The sequence below is a fragment of the Winogradskyella sp. 266wxhm genome (assembly GCF_058964685.1).
In genome coordinates this window covers 2,268,210-2,283,513 of sequence record NZ_CM179559.1, presented here as the reverse complement: position 1 = coordinate 2,283,513, position 15,304 = coordinate 2,268,210, and the positions used below count along the sequence as shown (strand labels likewise).

The following is a 15,304-nucleotide window of genomic DNA, read 5'->3' as shown; positions in this document are numbered from 1 at the left end:
CTATAAATCATCCAAAATGAGAAACATATTAGTACCAACCGATTTTTCAAAGAACTGCAACAAAGCTGAACTACTAGGTATAGAAATGGCAAAGCTATACAATTCCGAAATTCACTTTTTACATCTTATGCAAACCCCTGTGGATTGGGTAAAGCTGGACAAAGAAAAGGAAAAGCGATATCCTGAAACATTAAAGCAAATAGGTAAGACCAAAGCGGCATTACGGGAATTAGAAAAAATAGCAGAACGCAACGGACTAAAATGCCGAACGTTTTTACAATTTGATGCAGGTCAAGGTGATATTTTAGACCATTCAGGTCATTATCAACACGACTTTATCATTACTGGAAGTAGTGGAACCAAAGGTGTCATTAGGGAAATAACAGGAAGTAATGTTGAGCAAATTGTACGAAAAGCTAATGCACCCGTAATTGTTGTAAAAGATGAAGAAGTCAACTTTCCATTCAAGAATATTGCATTTGTTTCAAATTTCGATGAGGACATTACCGATGCTTTTAAGCAGGTAATATCCATTGCGAATAAATGTGATGCTCGCATCCACTTATTACGTATTAATACCGAGACAGATTTCAATAATATTAATCTTGGTTTAGACCCCATTGAAAAAACATTGCAAAATTTTCCAGAGTTGAAGAACTACTCAATGGCTGTATATAATGAACCTTCTGTGGAAACAGGCATTAATACGTTCATAAAACAACATCCCATAGATTTAATAGCGATGGTGACACACGGCAAAACAGGATTTTTAAGTCTATTTTCTAAGAGTATCGCCGAAGGTGTTACTAACCATTCCACCTTACCTGTAATGACTATACATATATAGATAATGAACGATTCCATAAACATAATAAAACATTCTGGAGAGATAGAGCCCTTCAAAAGTGAAAAACTCATCAACTCATTACGGCGCGCGCACGCAAGTGAAGTACTTATCCAAGAGATAGTTGAACATATTGAAGCTACTATATACGAGGGTATATCAACCAAGAAAATCTACCAAATGGCCTTTAGGATGCTTAAACGAAAATCGCGAGTAAGTGCTTCAAAATACAAACTCAAAAAAGCTATTATGGAATTAGGACCTTCTGGTTTCCCTTTTGAAAAATTAATAGGTAAGATAATGGAACAGGAAGGGTTTGAAACGAAAGTTGGAGTTATAGTGCAAGGCAATTGTGTTAAGCACGAAGTAGATGTCATTGCGCAAAAAGACAATAAGCATTATATGATTGAATGCAAATACCATAGTGACCAAGGACGCTTTTGCAATGTAAAGATTCCATTATACATCAATTCGAGATTTTTAGATGTAGAAAAGCAATGGGAACGTCAAAAAGGTCACCAAACAAAAATTCATCAAGGTGGCGTTTACACGAATACCCGCTTTACTACAGATGCTATACAATATGGTAAATGTACTGGATTAATAATGACTAGTTGGGATTACCCTAAGGGAAATGGTCTTAAAGATAGAATTGACCAATCTGGTCTACATCCACTCACAGCGTTAACAACAATTACAAAACGGGAGAAAACATTGCTACTCGAAACTGGAACCGTGCTCTGTAAGGAAGTACACAATAATCCAGATTTATTAAATCAAGTAGGAATTGAAAAATCCAGGCACAAAAAGATTTTACAAGACTCTGAAGAACTATGTAGAACAAAATGAAATTAAAGAATAAATAAACAATATTATAATGCATATACACTTTTTAGGAGCAGCTGGTACCGTAACAGGTTCAAAATATCTGGTAGATACTGGTGTTAGAAAAATACTGATAGACTGCGGCCTTTTTCAGGGATTGAAAGAACTACGCGCAAAAAACTGGGAGTACCCGCCAGTTAATGTTGTTGATATTGATGCGGTTTTACTCACTCACGGCCATATGGACCACACAGGCTATTTGCCAAGATTGGTAAAGCAAGGCTTTAAAGGCCCCATCTATGGTACTAATCCCACTTTGGATATTGCAAAAATTATATTGAACGATAGTGCCAAAATACAAGAACAAGAAGCCGAACGCGCTAACAAAGAAGGCTATTCTAAACACAACCCGGCTAAACCATTGTACGATTTAAAGGATGTAGAAAAAACCGTTCCTTACTTCAAAGGGGTGCCGCCATCGCAATGGCTACCCATTCTCAAAAATGTGAAGGTTCGATTTCAATACAACGGACACATTCTTGGTGCAACCTACATTGAATTGGATATAAACGGAAAACGTTTTGTGTTTTCGGGAGACATAGGAAGAACTAACGACTTACTATTGTATCCACCTTTAAAGCCAAAAAAGGCAGATGTATTATTAATAGAGTCAACCTACGGAGGTAGGTTTCATCCAGACGAAGTGGAAGCAATTCCACAGATAGAAAAATTGGTCAACGATACCATCAATAGAGGTGGCAGTTTATTTATACCTAGCTTTTCGGTAGAACGAGCCCAATTGATGATGCTGATTTTTTGGAGATTACTCAAGAAAGACAAAATCCCTAAAGTGCAAATGATAATGGACAGCCCTATGGGTGCTAATGTACTAGAATTATTCCACCGCACAAGAGATTGGCACAAATTAGAAGAATATGAATGTGAAGAAATGTGTTCACACTTCACTGTCGTTAGTAGCTATCGCGAAACAATGGAACTAAGAACGGACAACAATCCAAAAATCGTAATTGCAGGTAGTGGAATGCTCACGGGTGGCAGAATGCTCAACTATCTCGAAACCCAAGCCCAAAACCCAAATAACACCTTGCTTTTTGTTGGATATCAAGCTGAAGGAACCCGTGGTAGAAAACTGTTGGAAGGTGACAAGGAACTCAAAGTTTATGGAAAATGGGTGCCATTTCATATGCAAGTTGCAGAAATTGAGGGACTGTCTGCACACGCAGACCATAAAGAACTTTTGGATTGGATGGACGAGATAGAAAACAAACCAGAACAAATTTTTATTGTTCACGGTGAGAAAGAAAGTGCAGAAGCCCTACAAAAAGGAATCAAAGACACTTACGCTTGGGATGCTGAGATTCCACAACTATATACCATTAAAGAAATAAAATAAGCTATGGAACAACCATCAAATATTTTAAAATACAAACATCTTGGTATCTATACCCAAAATGAGAACGTGGTCTATATGCGTGAAGATTGCCACGTATGTATTTCAGAAGGGTTCGAAGCCTTGACCAGAATTAGGGTATCAACTACAACCACGACAATAGTTGCAAGTCTTAATGTTATAAATTCAGATATTCTAAGTCACAATGAAATAGGTTTATCTGATGCTGCTGCAAAAAAACTGAAAGCTTCCGAAAATCAAACGCTTTATGTTTCTCATTTAGAGCCTATTGAATCGCTAAGCTACGTTAGGGCTAAAATCTATAATCAAAAATTGGATTATAAAGCCTACAACGACATCATAACAGACATCGTAGAAGGCGACTATTCCAATATCCACCTTTCTGCATTTATAACAGCTTGTGCAGGTGACAGAATGGACATAAATGAAATATCAGACCTTACCCAAGCGATGATAGCTTCAGGAAAACAATTAAATTGGAACAAGGATATTGTAGTCGATAAGCATTGTATTGGTGGATTGCCTGGAAACCGAACCACACCCTTGGTAGTGGCTATTGTAGCCGCATATGGACTTACAATGCCAAAAACGTCTTCCCGAGCCATTACTTCACCAGCCGGTACAGCCGACACAATGGAAGTCCTAACCAACGTAAAACTTTCTGCAGACGAGATTGAGGGCGTGGTGAATCAGGAAGGTGGTTGTTTTGTTTGGGGTGGTACCGCTCAATTAAGTCCAGCGGATGACCTTCTTATAAAGGTAGAAAAAGCACTAGATATCGATAGTGAAGGACAGCTCATTGCTTCCGTACTTTCAAAAAAAGCTGCTGCAGGTTCAACTCACGTTGTTATTGATATCCCAGTAGGAAAAACAGCCAAGGTAAGAAGTATGGAAATGGCTCAAAAATTAAAAGACCATATGGAGGCCGTAGGAACTGCCGTTGGATTGAATGTAAAAGTTGTAGTTACGGATGGCACGCAGCCTGTTGGTAGAGGTATCGGTCCAACTCTAGAAGCCATAGATATACTAAGAGTTTTGCAAAATGAGCCAGACGCACCCAAAGACTTAACAGAGAGAGCATTGCTTTTAGCCGCTGAACTATTAGAACTTTCTGGAAAAGTAGGAAAAGGAATGGGATTGGAAACCGCACATAAAATTCTCAAATCTGGAAAAGCATATGAAAAATTCCTTGCCATTTGTAACGCCCAAGGACGTTTTACACAACCCGTTTTAGCGCCTTATAAAATAGAAATCAAAGCAGAAACTACAGGTATTTTGAAGAATATTGACAACCGGAAAATAGCGAAGCTTGCAAAACTATCAGGCGCACCTCAATCCAAGTCTGCTGGAATTCTATTAAATGTTCATTTAAATGAAAAAATTGAAAAAAACCAATTACTGTACACCCTGTATGCTGAATCACAGGGCGAACTAAACTATGCATTAGATTATAGAAGTAACCATAACGATATAATAACCATTAAATAAGACACTATATATGAAAACAATATTATTTAGTCTTCCTGGAAATGAAGACCTCACAGAATTGATGGCCACAAAAATGGGTGCCGAAGTGGGCGAGGCCACTCTACGAAAATTCCCTGATGGAGAATCCTATACACGTATACTTTCTGATGTTAAAGATAAATGTGTGGTGCTGATATGCACCTTGCACAACCCTGATGAAAAATTGTTACCCTTGTATTTTTTAAGCCACACGGCCAAATCAATGGGAGCAATGTGCACCTGTTTGGTAGCACCGTATTTGGCTTATATGCGGCAAGATAAAATTTTCAATCAAGGCGAGGGTGTTACTTCTACGTTCTTCGGAAAGTTGATTTCCGGTTTTGCAGATAGCCTTACCACAGTTGACCCTCACTTGCACAGGATTAGTTCTTTGAGCGAAGTCTACCACATCCCAAACAAAGTTATCCACGCAGCCGATGCTATTTCAGATTGGATTAAAGAAAATATCGAGAATCCGGTACTTATAGGTCCAGATTCAGAAAGCGAACAATGGGTTTCCGAAGTTGCTAAAAATGCAGGCGCACCTTTTACGGTATTACAGAAAATACGTCACGGCGACCGTGACGTGGAAGTTTCAGTTCCAGATGTAGATAAATATAAAGATGCCACACCAATCTTAGTTGATGATATTATTTCCACCGCACGTACAATGATTGAAACCGTAGAACATTTGAAAAAAGCTGGTATGAAACCACCAATTTGCATAGGCATACACGCTGTTTTTTCAGGCAATGCCTATCAAGACTTATTGGATTCAGGCACAGAAAAAATAGTGACCTGCAATACCATTCCACATCCTTCAAATGCAATTGACCTGAGTGATGTAATGGCAAAAGAAGTAAAGAAATTAATGCATCACATATGATAAAACAAAGCTTCATACTGTTTCTTATCCTATTTAACCTCTATGTGTATGGACAAACCGAAATGCTCATTGGGCAGATTTCAGACAGGACTGTAGCTCGTGAAAATTTTGACGAAGATGGTGTATTCCTTAATAAGCAAACATTTAAGGCAGGTAAAATTATAGAGGATGATGGGTATTATCAAATTGAAGTCATAACAGAGTTATTTGATAAAGAGAAAAAGTCAACAGAAAAATACACTACCACCTATCGCTGTAAGCCCGACGAGGCCAATATTTTGGTAATGGCATTCCCGTTTGCAAAACCAAACTCTAAAGAAACCGAAATCAATAGCTCAACTACAAACTTTACTGAGCTATATGATTTAGATAATTTAAAGGATATTGAACTTGAAATGAGTTTTGATTCTGGCTTACTGAACTTTTTTGGCTCAAAAAGCTTCATAAAGATTTACGACCGAAAATTAAACGACCACAAGAACAGTATTAGCTCGAAGATAAATATAAAAGCCTATGCTTTGGGAATTCGCATTAAGCAATTGAACTATATCGTCAAGGAAAAATTAAACGCTAATGGCTTGTTGACCTTTCAGAAATTTATAGAAGAAGACGATAGCTATTTTACAATGACTTATAAAAAAACTCAATGAAGAATTACGATACACTTTCAGAAGCAATAAACGATTTACAGGCGAATGGTTATACATATGATTTTAACCTTAAACCTGAATGTCTGGAGTGTGCTTCACTAAAAATTGAAATACAGCCAGAAGATTTTGACGTTGATGAAACCCATCGCTTTGAAGGGATGAGCAGTACCGACGATAATAGTGTACTGTACGCCATTTCATCTAAAGATGGCATTAAGGGCATCTTGGTGGATGCCTATGGTGTCTATGCCGAAAACATATCTGATGCAATGAGAAAAAAATTACGATAACACTTAAACAATACAATAATGGAAAACCACGAACATCACAATCACAAAGAAATGGACCATTCTAAAATGGATCATTCAAAGATGAAGCACAAAAAAGAAGACCACTCTAAAATGAACCACGGAAGCGGTGGTCATTCTGGTCACAATCCTGGTCACGGACAAATGGGTCACGACCATCACAAAATGATGATTGCCGATTTTCGAAAACGGTTTTGGTTAACTTTAATACTTACCATTCCAATTCTATTCTTATCCCCTATGATTCAGGAATTTTTTGGATATGAATTTCTCTTACCTGGAAACCCATATATCCTATTTGCACTTTCAACCGTAGTGTATTTTTATGGTGGCTGGCCATTTTTAAAGGGGTTTTGGTCAGAAATAAAGAAGGGTTCACCAGGGATGATGACCCTAATTTCTATGGCTATTAGCGTTGCCTATTTTTACAGTACTGCAACTGTTTTCGGTTTACGTGGTGAAGATTTTTTCTGGGAACTTTCAACACTAATCGCAATTATGCTTTTAGGCCATTGGATAGAAATGAAAAGTGTATTAGGAGCATCAAAAGCTTTACAACTTTTAGTAAGTATGATGCCCGCTGAAGCCCATAGAGTAAAGGGCGATACCATAGAAGATATTCCTTTAGAAGATTTGCTAAAAGACGATGTGATTTTAGTAAAGCCTGGTGAAAAAGTTCCTGCAGATGGCATCATAGTAGATGGTTCCAGTTATTTGAATGAGTCGATGCTTACTGGCGAATCCAAACCAGTAAAAAAAGAAGTGAATGATAAAGTAATTGGGGGTTCAGTAAATGGTAATAGCACCTTAAAGGTCAAGGTAGAACATACAGGTAAAGACAGCTATCTCAACAAAGTAATTACTATGGTTGAAGAGGCTCAGAAAACAAAATCTAAAATGCAAAACCTTTCTGATAGGGCTGCAAAATGGCTAACCTATATTGCTTTGGTCATTGGTTTTGGAACACTAGCCGTTTGGCTCATATTGGGTTTTCCTTTTGTATATGCCTTAGAAAGGATGGTTACTGTTATGGTTATTGCTTGCCCACACGCATTAGGACTTGCCATTCCATTAGTAGTTGCTATATCTACAGCAGTATCTGCGCAAAATGGATTATTGATTAGGAATCGAACAGCTTTTGAAGAATCCCGAAAAATATCAGCCCTGTTATTTGATAAGACTGGAACACTTACAAAAGGTGATTTTGGTGTCACAAGAATTGAATCGGTTAATCAAGAATATTCAACAGAAGAAATCTTAAGGCTTTCAAGTGCCTTGGAACAGAGCTCGGAACATCCTATTGCAGTAGGTATTATCAAAAAAGTCAAAGAAGACAACATCACCATTCCAAAGCCAGAAAATTTCAATGCCATTACTGGTAAAGGTGTAGAGGCCAATGTGGAGGGCAAACAGGTAAAAGTGGTGAGTCCAGGATATTTAAGAGATGAAAAAATAGACATTCCAAAAGATGCCTATAGTGATGCTGCGGAGACTGTTGTTTTTGTTTTGATTGATGGTGAATTAGCAGGTTATATTGCGCTTGCCGATGAAATAAGGCCAGAATCTGCAGATGCCATTAAAGTATTCAAAAAGAATAATATTAAAGTCTTAATGGCCACTGGTGATAATGAAAAAACAGCTAAAGCCGTTAGTGAAAAGCTTGGCTTAGATGGATACTATGCCGAAGTATTACCACATCAAAAAGTGGAAATTGTAGAAGAACTTCAAGCAAAGGATGAATTTGTCGCAATGACTGGAGATGGTGTAAATGATGCACCCGCTTTGGCAAGGGCTGATGTCGGTATAGCGGTCGGCTCTGGTACTGATGTAGCGGCCGAAACTGCAGACATTATTTTGGTAAACAGTAACCCAAAAGATATCGCTAATCTAATTCTCTTTGGAAAAGCTACCTATAATAAAATGATTCAGAATCTGATTTGGGCAACGGGATATAACGTAGTAGCCATTCCATTAGCTGCCGGAGTATTGTATTCTTCAGGGTTCGTTTTGGGACCAGCTGTAGGAGCGGTTTTTATGAGTCTTAGTACAATCATTGTTGCTATAAATGCTCAATTGTTAAAACGAAAAATCGGTAAAAAATAATGGAGAAGAAAGAGAAACTCAATAGGATTTTTTTAGTCCTCTTGAGTTTATTCGTGGTAATGTTAGGGTATGGTATTTTATTACCTACCCTACCATACTACACGGAGAGATTGGCTCTCAAAGCCAATCTAGATACTGACTTGATTAATTTTCATATTGGCCTCTTAACAAGTATATATCCATTATTTCAGCTCATATTTGTAGTTGTTTGGGGAAAACTTTCAGACAGATATGGGCGTAAGCCTATTATCATAATTGGTCTTATAGGTTTTGTTATAATGCAATTATTTACTGGTTTGGCCACTTCGCTTACAATGCTCTATATAGCACGTATTTTTGGTGGTATTTTTACTTCTTCTGTAATTCCAGTAAGCAACGCCTATTTGAGTGATATTACCTCGAAAAAACGCAGAACCAAGATAATGGCTTGGTCTGGTGTAGCGGTAAGTTCTGGTGTTATCTTTGGGCCTGTTTTGGGTGGATTCCTCTCGCAAACCAACCTTCACTTAGATTACGAAATTGGGCAGTTACACTTAGATCGTTTTTCAGTCCCGTTTCTATTTGCAGCCGTATTAGGGTTTATTGTTTTTATTATAGTATTAAAACGACTTAAAAACACAACTAGGGTTAGCAAGTTTACTACTCAAAAACTGACATTTGGTTTTACTCTTAGCAAATATTTTATGGTGCTGTTACTACTCTCTTTTATAATGCAGTTTGTAGTGACACTATTTGAAACGGTATTTTCTATTTATGGTAAAGATGAATTAGCCTTTAACAGTAGTCAAGTAGGTATAGGGTTTATGTTGTGCGGCCTGGTAATGGCAGTATTACAACCCATTTTCGCCAGTTATGGCGAAATATTTTTGTCAACAAAAAAACAGATTGCAGTAGGCCTATTAATATCAGGAACAGCCTTAATAATTTTCCCATTTTTTAATAATGAATTGGTAGTATATGGCCTCATTGTCATTTTTGCAGCTGGTGGAGCTATGATTACCCCTAACCTACTATCTGCTGTTTCTTTGATATCAAAGGAGAATACCGGTAGGAATATATCTATACAAAGTTCAACAAATAGCATTGGCCAAATATTAGGTCCAGTATTGGGAACTTGGCTAGTCGCTGGCGGCTTTTTTTATCCGTTTATTATTGCTGGAAGCATTGTTCTGGGTGCTATTGGGATTCTAGTCTTTCTTAAGCCCCCAAATAAAAACGTAGAAGATCTTAACCATACTTTAATGATGGAGAATTAAACCACAAACCTTAAAGCCCCAAATATTTTGCATAAATTAATTAATAAAATTTTAAATGACTATAAGGAAGAAATCCAAATAATCGAAGAGTCCAACCTTAATGACTTCAGTAATATTGAGAAAGGAATTTCCATTTCTAGGATGTATCTTCAAAAATTACGAATATGTGTAAGGGAAAATGACTTCAAGAACCCTCAAGAAGAAATAACATTTTTTAAAAAGCAGAAACCTTATGTATATAGTCGTCTTAAATTTTATGCAAAACTTCATAGTTTTATGACTCACAGGCCTGCTGGGACTATTAAATCTCAACAAGAGTTTATAGACTCTGAAATAAAAAAACTTCAAGAAAGTAACAGACGCAATCTAGACTTTATAAAATACTACAGAGAGGAATCTACAGTTTTAGACGAGTTCTATTTTCTTCGAGGGAACGATAAAATCAACTTAGTGTCAGATACTTCCCATTTCTATACTGACGCAGAGTTTTCTACAAGCCACGACAATGCTGTAGCTAAAATTGTTGCGTACGATCTACTAATAAATCATTATGTGCAAGAGTTAAGTAATTTAAGGGATATTTGCTTAGACAGAACTAATAATCTTAATACACTATCCAATGGTGAGCGTCTTGGATGGACTGCTTCTAAAACGGATTTGATAGAATTAATCTATGCGTTACAAGCATCTGGTGCTATAAAGAGTGGAACAGCTGGAATTAAAGAAATGGCATCAGCTTGTGAAGAGATTTTCGACCTTAACCTTGGAAACGTGTATAGAACCTTTCTTGAAATAAGAGAACGAAAGATTGACCAAACCAAGTTTATCGATAGATTAAAAACAACATTATTAAGACGTATGGAAGAAACTGACGGATAGTTATTGTGGATTCCATAAATGTTAAATTTTCACCCAAGTTGGGTATAACTTGGGAAAAAATTAATTTAATTTTTATTAACATTATTTAGCACCGATGATTTTAATAACAAACACTAATTTAAGCCAAATTAAGTCATTGATAATGAGATAATAAAATCACCCAACTTGGGTGTTCCTTGGGGTTAAAATCGAACAAAACAGTCCATTTTTGTAGAACGAAAGTCAAATCAGGTCAGAGGTTATCAAATTAGTTGACAGCGATGAGATAGCCTCTTTCCATTAAAACCGTTCTATTATGCCGACGTCTATTATAACCACTGAAGATCTTCGAGAATTTAAAATGGAATTGCTCGATGACATTAAAAAATTGCTAACAAAACAAGCTACCGGGAAACTCAAAAGGTACCTCAAATCTTCCGAGGTTATGGATTTACTACAGGTAAGTCCTGGCACATTACAAAACCTTCGTATCAATGGTACTTTACCTTACACTAAAGTTGGTGGTATTATCTACTACGATGCCGAGGAAATACAAAATATAATGACTGCTAATCGTGTACAGCACGGTTCAAATTCTAAATAATGAACTACATAAAGCTACTTAATGCGGCTTTTGAAAAGTTCTATTTTGATGACCGCCTAAACCCTACCCATATCAGTCTGTATATGGCATTGTTCCAAGAATGGAACAGTTGCCGCTTTATGGATGAATTCTTCGTGAACCGTAGGGAACTAATGCGCTGTGCAAAAATCGGTTCAAAATCTACTTACCATAGATGCATTGTGGATTTAGATACTTGGCAATATCTTTCTTATTATCCTTCCAATAATCCCTATAAAGGCAGTAAAATTAGGATGTCCATTATCGGGACAAGTGATGAACCAGTTACGGAACACTACAATCCTATATTGGAACAGCTTGCAGAGCAGTACCATCCCAGAAGTGTACCGCTTGAGGGACACCACCTTCCCAAAAATGGACAGGTAGCGTACCAGCACCGTCCCACAGGTGGACAAGCATTGGTATCTAATACAAACAATTTCAAACAAGAAAATAATATAAAACAACCAAAGGACAGGCAGTCCGTTATTTTATTTTTTGAAGATAAAGGTTTTGATGCTGATGAAGGAAAAAAATTCTTTGAGCATTACTACGAAAGGGAATGGCAAACGAGTGACGGAAAAGAAATTAGAGATTGGCGTGCAGTTGCTATCAAATGGATGGATAGAACCGAAATATTCGACGACAAAAATATTTCAAACAAAAAAGAAGCGTCCCAAAAACAGGACAACTTGCGAACCACTAAAAACAAAGATTATGGACAACCCCTCTAAAATTACCGAAGGTGGTGTGGAATATTCGCTGGGAAAGTTCGATGGAAAAAGCGTAATCTACGACTTCCCAAAAATCTTGATTTATCTGAATGCCAAGGGCAAGCTATTGTTTGGCAAAAAATTCAGAATCTATGACGAGGATAAAGACATACTACTAAAACTCTGTTCCTACTTCATCAAGGACAAGAGCAATTGTGAAGCATACGGCATCGACATCGACAAAGGGATTTTACTTTCTGGTCCTGTTGGGTGCGGTAAGACCAGTTTGATGAAATTGCTACGACATATTGTCCCAATGCAACGGCCTTATGAAATGATTCCCTGTAGAAACGTGACATTTAGCTTTAACCATTTGGGCTTTAAAACGGTTGAAGAATATGGCAACACCAAATTCTATTGCTTTGATGATTTGGGTGTTGAACCAGTTGGCAGGTTTTATGGCAAAGATTTGAATGTAATGGGTGAAGTGCTACTCTCGCGTTATGAACTGTACTTAGATACCAAACACAAAATTAAAACACACGCTACTACAAACTTAAATGCTGAAGAGTTGGAAGAGCGTTATGGCAATCGCGTTCGTAGCCGAATGCGGGAATTGTTCAATTTAATTGCTTTTGACACAAAGGCTGGGGATAAGCGGAAGTGAATTTATATCAAAAACAGGACCTAATCCTCAATTAGACTACTTTAAAAATAACTAAAAACTGTTTTTGTGGGTATTCGATTTTACTATATTAGGGGTTATATTATTTCTATTACATTTATGGCTAACCTATTTAATCAAACTTCATCAATAATTGACAATCAAGAGCTCTTTTTTAAACTGTATAACGCTAAAGACGAAGAGGATTTGTTAAACATAATTGACCTTAACCCTACCATATTTGATGATTCAAACTGGAAACCATTGGGTGGGAATTTCAGTAATTATGGTGTAGTAAAAAATCAACAATCGAGTCCCATAGCAGCTTTAATAGAAAAAGTCACCAATGCCATTGATGCTCTACTAACCAAAGAGTGCATTCTTTCAGGAATTGACCCAAAATCAGATACTGCGCCGAAATCGATGGATGAAGCCATTCAAAAATTTTATCCAGAAAATAATTGGGATTTATCTTCATTTCGGAAAGAGCAAGCCGAGAATATTCAAATTATCGCCAACGGAAAAGGGCCAAGAAACCAAAAAAACCAATATCCAACATCAGTCGTAGTTTATGATAATGGCGAAGGGCAGCACCCCGAAAAGTTTGAGGACACCTTTCTCTCGCTACTTCGTGGTAATAAGAACGACATTCATTTCGTACAGGGTAAATACAATATGGGTGGAAGTGGCGCCATTGTTTTCTGCGGAAAGAAAAGATATCAACTCATTGCTTCTAAGCGGTACACAAATGATGGTAATTTTGGTTTTACCTTGGTGCGTGAGCATCCTAAAAAAGAATCGGACCAAGCAAAAGAAACCTGGTATGAGTACTTGCTTATTGAAGAGAAAATCCCTTCGTTTACAGCTTCAAAACTAGACCTTGGTCTTAACAATCGTCAATTTGAAACAGGAACCATTTTAAAACTGTATTCGTATCAGTTTCCCAAAGGCTATTCTGGTTTTGCCCAAGATTTGAACCAAAGTATCAATGAGTTTTTATTTCAACCCGCCTTACCAATTTTAACGGTCGATACCGCTGAACGTTATCCAAATAATAAGGTTTTAGAAAATGATTTGTTCGGTTTAAAGAGACGTTTGGCAGCTGAAGAATCCGAATATTTAGACGAAAGCTTTTCCGAGAATTTCTCTGATGATGTCTTTGGAAAAATGAAAGTATCCTGCTACGTTTTCAAAACCAAGGTAAAGGATTATGACCTCAAGAAAACCAAAAAAATCATACAAGATAGATACTTTAAAAATTCAATGGCGGTGATGTTCTCACTCAATGGACAAACCCACGGGCATTACACCTCTGAATTTATCACGCGTTCTTTAAAGCTAAATCTGTTAAAAAGCCATTTATTGATTCACGTGGATTGTACCGAAATGAAATATAACTTTAGGAAAGAACTATTTATGGCTTCTAGAGATAGGCTCAAGGATGGTGATGAAACTCAATTTCTAAGAAGTTACCTGGCCAAAAAACTAAGTGCAAAAGATGGAAGGTTGGCAGAAATAGAAAAGCGCAGAAAACAAGCTGTAGATATTGATACGTCTTCAAATACTAGCGAATTACTCAAAACCTTCACGAAAAATCTACCCATTGATTCTGAGTTGGCAAAATTGCTGAACCAAACATTCAAGCTGGATATTAAAAAAGAAAAGAAAACTGAGGGACGAAAGAATCGTACTTCAAATGAAAAAGAGCCAACACCTTTTGAGCCCAAAAGATTTCCTTCATTTTTTAGAATCGACACTAACAATAATGACAAAAAGGAAGTTGCTACAATACCGCTCAATGGCGAAAAATCGATTCGTTTTTCCACAGATGTAGCCAATGATTATTTTGATAGAATAGAAGAGCCCGGGGATTTAAAGATTAGCGTACTTAATATAAAACCTAATAACTCTGATGGCGGAACTAAGCCTGGTGAGCCAAAAGAAATAGATGAAGTTTTCAACGTTGTAAAAAGTAGTCCGAACAAAGGAAAAATACGAATTTCTCTAAACCCAAAAAATGAATTGAAAGTTGGTGATGGCATTCAAATAAAAGCAAGTCTGTCATCACCAAATGGCGACATAGAGGAATTGTTCTGGGTGAAAATAGCCGATAATAACAAGCCAAAAAGCGAGATACCGAAAAAGGAAAGCGATAATGATTTGTTGGGACTGCCAAAACTTGTTTTTATGTATAAGAAGACAGATGATGATTCTGATACGGACGTAACTTGGGAAGCGGTTGAAGAAGCTACAAGCCTCGATGTAGATTATTCCACCGTTATGATTCCAGATGCTGAAGGTGATTTACTCAACCGTATATTTATCAATATGGACAGCACTGTACTGAAAAACTTCAAATCAAAAGAAAAGAACATCAACCAAGAACAATTAGAACTTGCTAACCGAAAATATTACACCTCGGTATATTTTCACACCTTGTTTCTCTACACTATCAGTAAAAACAGAGGGTATGAGATAAGGCAAAAAGTAGAGGGTAAAAATGAATTGGAACACGTTGATTTAGGCCAATACCTAAAGGATTTATTTGACCATTACTACTCAACCTTTATATTAAACTTTGGCGGTATGGAAGCTATGATGCAGGGAATTGGCGACTAAAACCAAGTGATTTCCTAC

At 37.0% G+C, this 15,304-nt stretch carries 14 protein-coding genes; all 14 read left to right on the top strand.

Features of this window, described 5'->3' with window-relative positions:
- Nucleotides 1-16: 16 nt before the first annotated feature.
- The 14 genes from AC2H4K_RS10115 (at nucleotide 17) to AC2H4K_RS10050 (ending at nucleotide 15,286) form a co-directional block, all read left to right on the top strand.
- Nucleotides 17-847, top strand: coding sequence for a universal stress protein (locus AC2H4K_RS10115; protein WP_272852111.1), 831 nt, complete (start codon nucleotides 17-19; stop codon nucleotides 845-847).
- A gap of 3 nt (nucleotides 848-850) precedes the next feature.
- A complete protein-coding gene (locus AC2H4K_RS10110) occupies nucleotides 851-1,693 on the top strand; it encodes an ATP cone domain-containing protein (RefSeq protein ID WP_281139010.1) in 843 nt (280 codons plus the stop codon).
- A gap of 28 nt (nucleotides 1,694-1,721) precedes the next feature.
- On the top strand, nucleotides 1,722-3,083 hold the full coding sequence (locus AC2H4K_RS10105) for an MBL fold metallo-hydrolase RNA specificity domain-containing protein (RefSeq protein ID WP_375334180.1): 1,362 nt from the start codon (nucleotides 1,722-1,724) through the stop codon (nucleotides 3,081-3,083).
- A gap of 3 nt (nucleotides 3,084-3,086) precedes the next feature.
- Nucleotides 3,087-4,589: a thymidine phosphorylase family protein gene (locus AC2H4K_RS10100; protein WP_272852109.1), complete on the top strand. Its 1,503-nt coding sequence runs from the start codon at nucleotides 3,087-3,089 to the stop codon at nucleotides 4,587-4,589.
- A gap of 10 nt (nucleotides 4,590-4,599) precedes the next feature.
- On the top strand, nucleotides 4,600-5,493 hold the full coding sequence (locus AC2H4K_RS10095) for a ribose-phosphate pyrophosphokinase (RefSeq protein ID WP_281139011.1): 894 nt from the start codon (nucleotides 4,600-4,602) through the stop codon (nucleotides 5,491-5,493).
- Nucleotides 5,490-6,143 (top strand): hypothetical protein, encoded by a 654-nt coding sequence (locus tag AC2H4K_RS10090; RefSeq protein WP_281139012.1) that lies wholly within the window; start codon nucleotides 5,490-5,492, stop codon nucleotides 6,141-6,143. Before AC2H4K_RS10095 ends, AC2H4K_RS10090 begins: the two co-directional genes overlap by 4 nt.
- Nucleotides 6,140-6,433: a phosphoribosylpyrophosphate synthetase gene (locus AC2H4K_RS10085; RefSeq protein ID WP_281139013.1), complete on the top strand. Its 294-nt coding sequence runs from the start codon at nucleotides 6,140-6,142 to the stop codon at nucleotides 6,431-6,433. The genes AC2H4K_RS10090 and AC2H4K_RS10085 overlap by 4 nt, the downstream gene beginning before the upstream one ends.
- Before the next feature lie 18 nt (nucleotides 6,434-6,451).
- A complete protein-coding gene (locus AC2H4K_RS10080; RefSeq protein ID WP_281139014.1) occupies nucleotides 6,452-8,554 on the top strand; it encodes a copper-translocating P-type ATPase in 2,103 nt (700 codons plus the stop codon).
- Complete coding sequence (locus AC2H4K_RS10075) at nucleotides 8,554-9,810, top strand: MFS transporter (protein WP_281139015.1); 1,257 nt, start codon at nucleotides 8,554-8,556, stop codon at nucleotides 9,808-9,810. Before AC2H4K_RS10080 ends, AC2H4K_RS10075 begins: the two co-directional genes overlap by 1 nt.
- A 27-nt stretch (nucleotides 9,811-9,837) precedes the next feature.
- Nucleotides 9,838-10,689: an RteC domain-containing protein gene (locus AC2H4K_RS10070; protein ID WP_281139016.1), complete on the top strand. Its 852-nt coding sequence runs from the start codon at nucleotides 9,838-9,840 to the stop codon at nucleotides 10,687-10,689.
- Between the two features lie 295 nt (nucleotides 10,690-10,984).
- On the top strand, nucleotides 10,985-11,272 hold the full coding sequence (locus tag AC2H4K_RS10065) for a helix-turn-helix domain-containing protein (protein ID WP_281139017.1): 288 nt from the start codon (nucleotides 10,985-10,987) through the stop codon (nucleotides 11,270-11,272).
- Nucleotides 11,272-12,024 (top strand): hypothetical protein, encoded by a 753-nt coding sequence (locus AC2H4K_RS10060; RefSeq protein WP_493742369.1) that lies wholly within the window; start codon nucleotides 11,272-11,274, stop codon nucleotides 12,022-12,024. Before AC2H4K_RS10065 ends, AC2H4K_RS10060 begins: the two co-directional genes overlap by 1 nt.
- Complete coding sequence (locus AC2H4K_RS10055) at nucleotides 12,008-12,670, top strand: P-loop NTPase family protein (protein ID WP_281139019.1); 663 nt, start codon at nucleotides 12,008-12,010, stop codon at nucleotides 12,668-12,670. The genes AC2H4K_RS10060 and AC2H4K_RS10055 overlap by 17 nt, the downstream gene beginning before the upstream one ends.
- A 117-nt stretch (nucleotides 12,671-12,787) precedes the next feature.
- Nucleotides 12,788-15,286, top strand: coding sequence for a hypothetical protein (locus AC2H4K_RS10050; RefSeq protein WP_493742368.1), 2,499 nt, complete (start codon nucleotides 12,788-12,790; stop codon nucleotides 15,284-15,286).
- Nucleotides 15,287-15,304 lie beyond the last annotated feature (18 nt).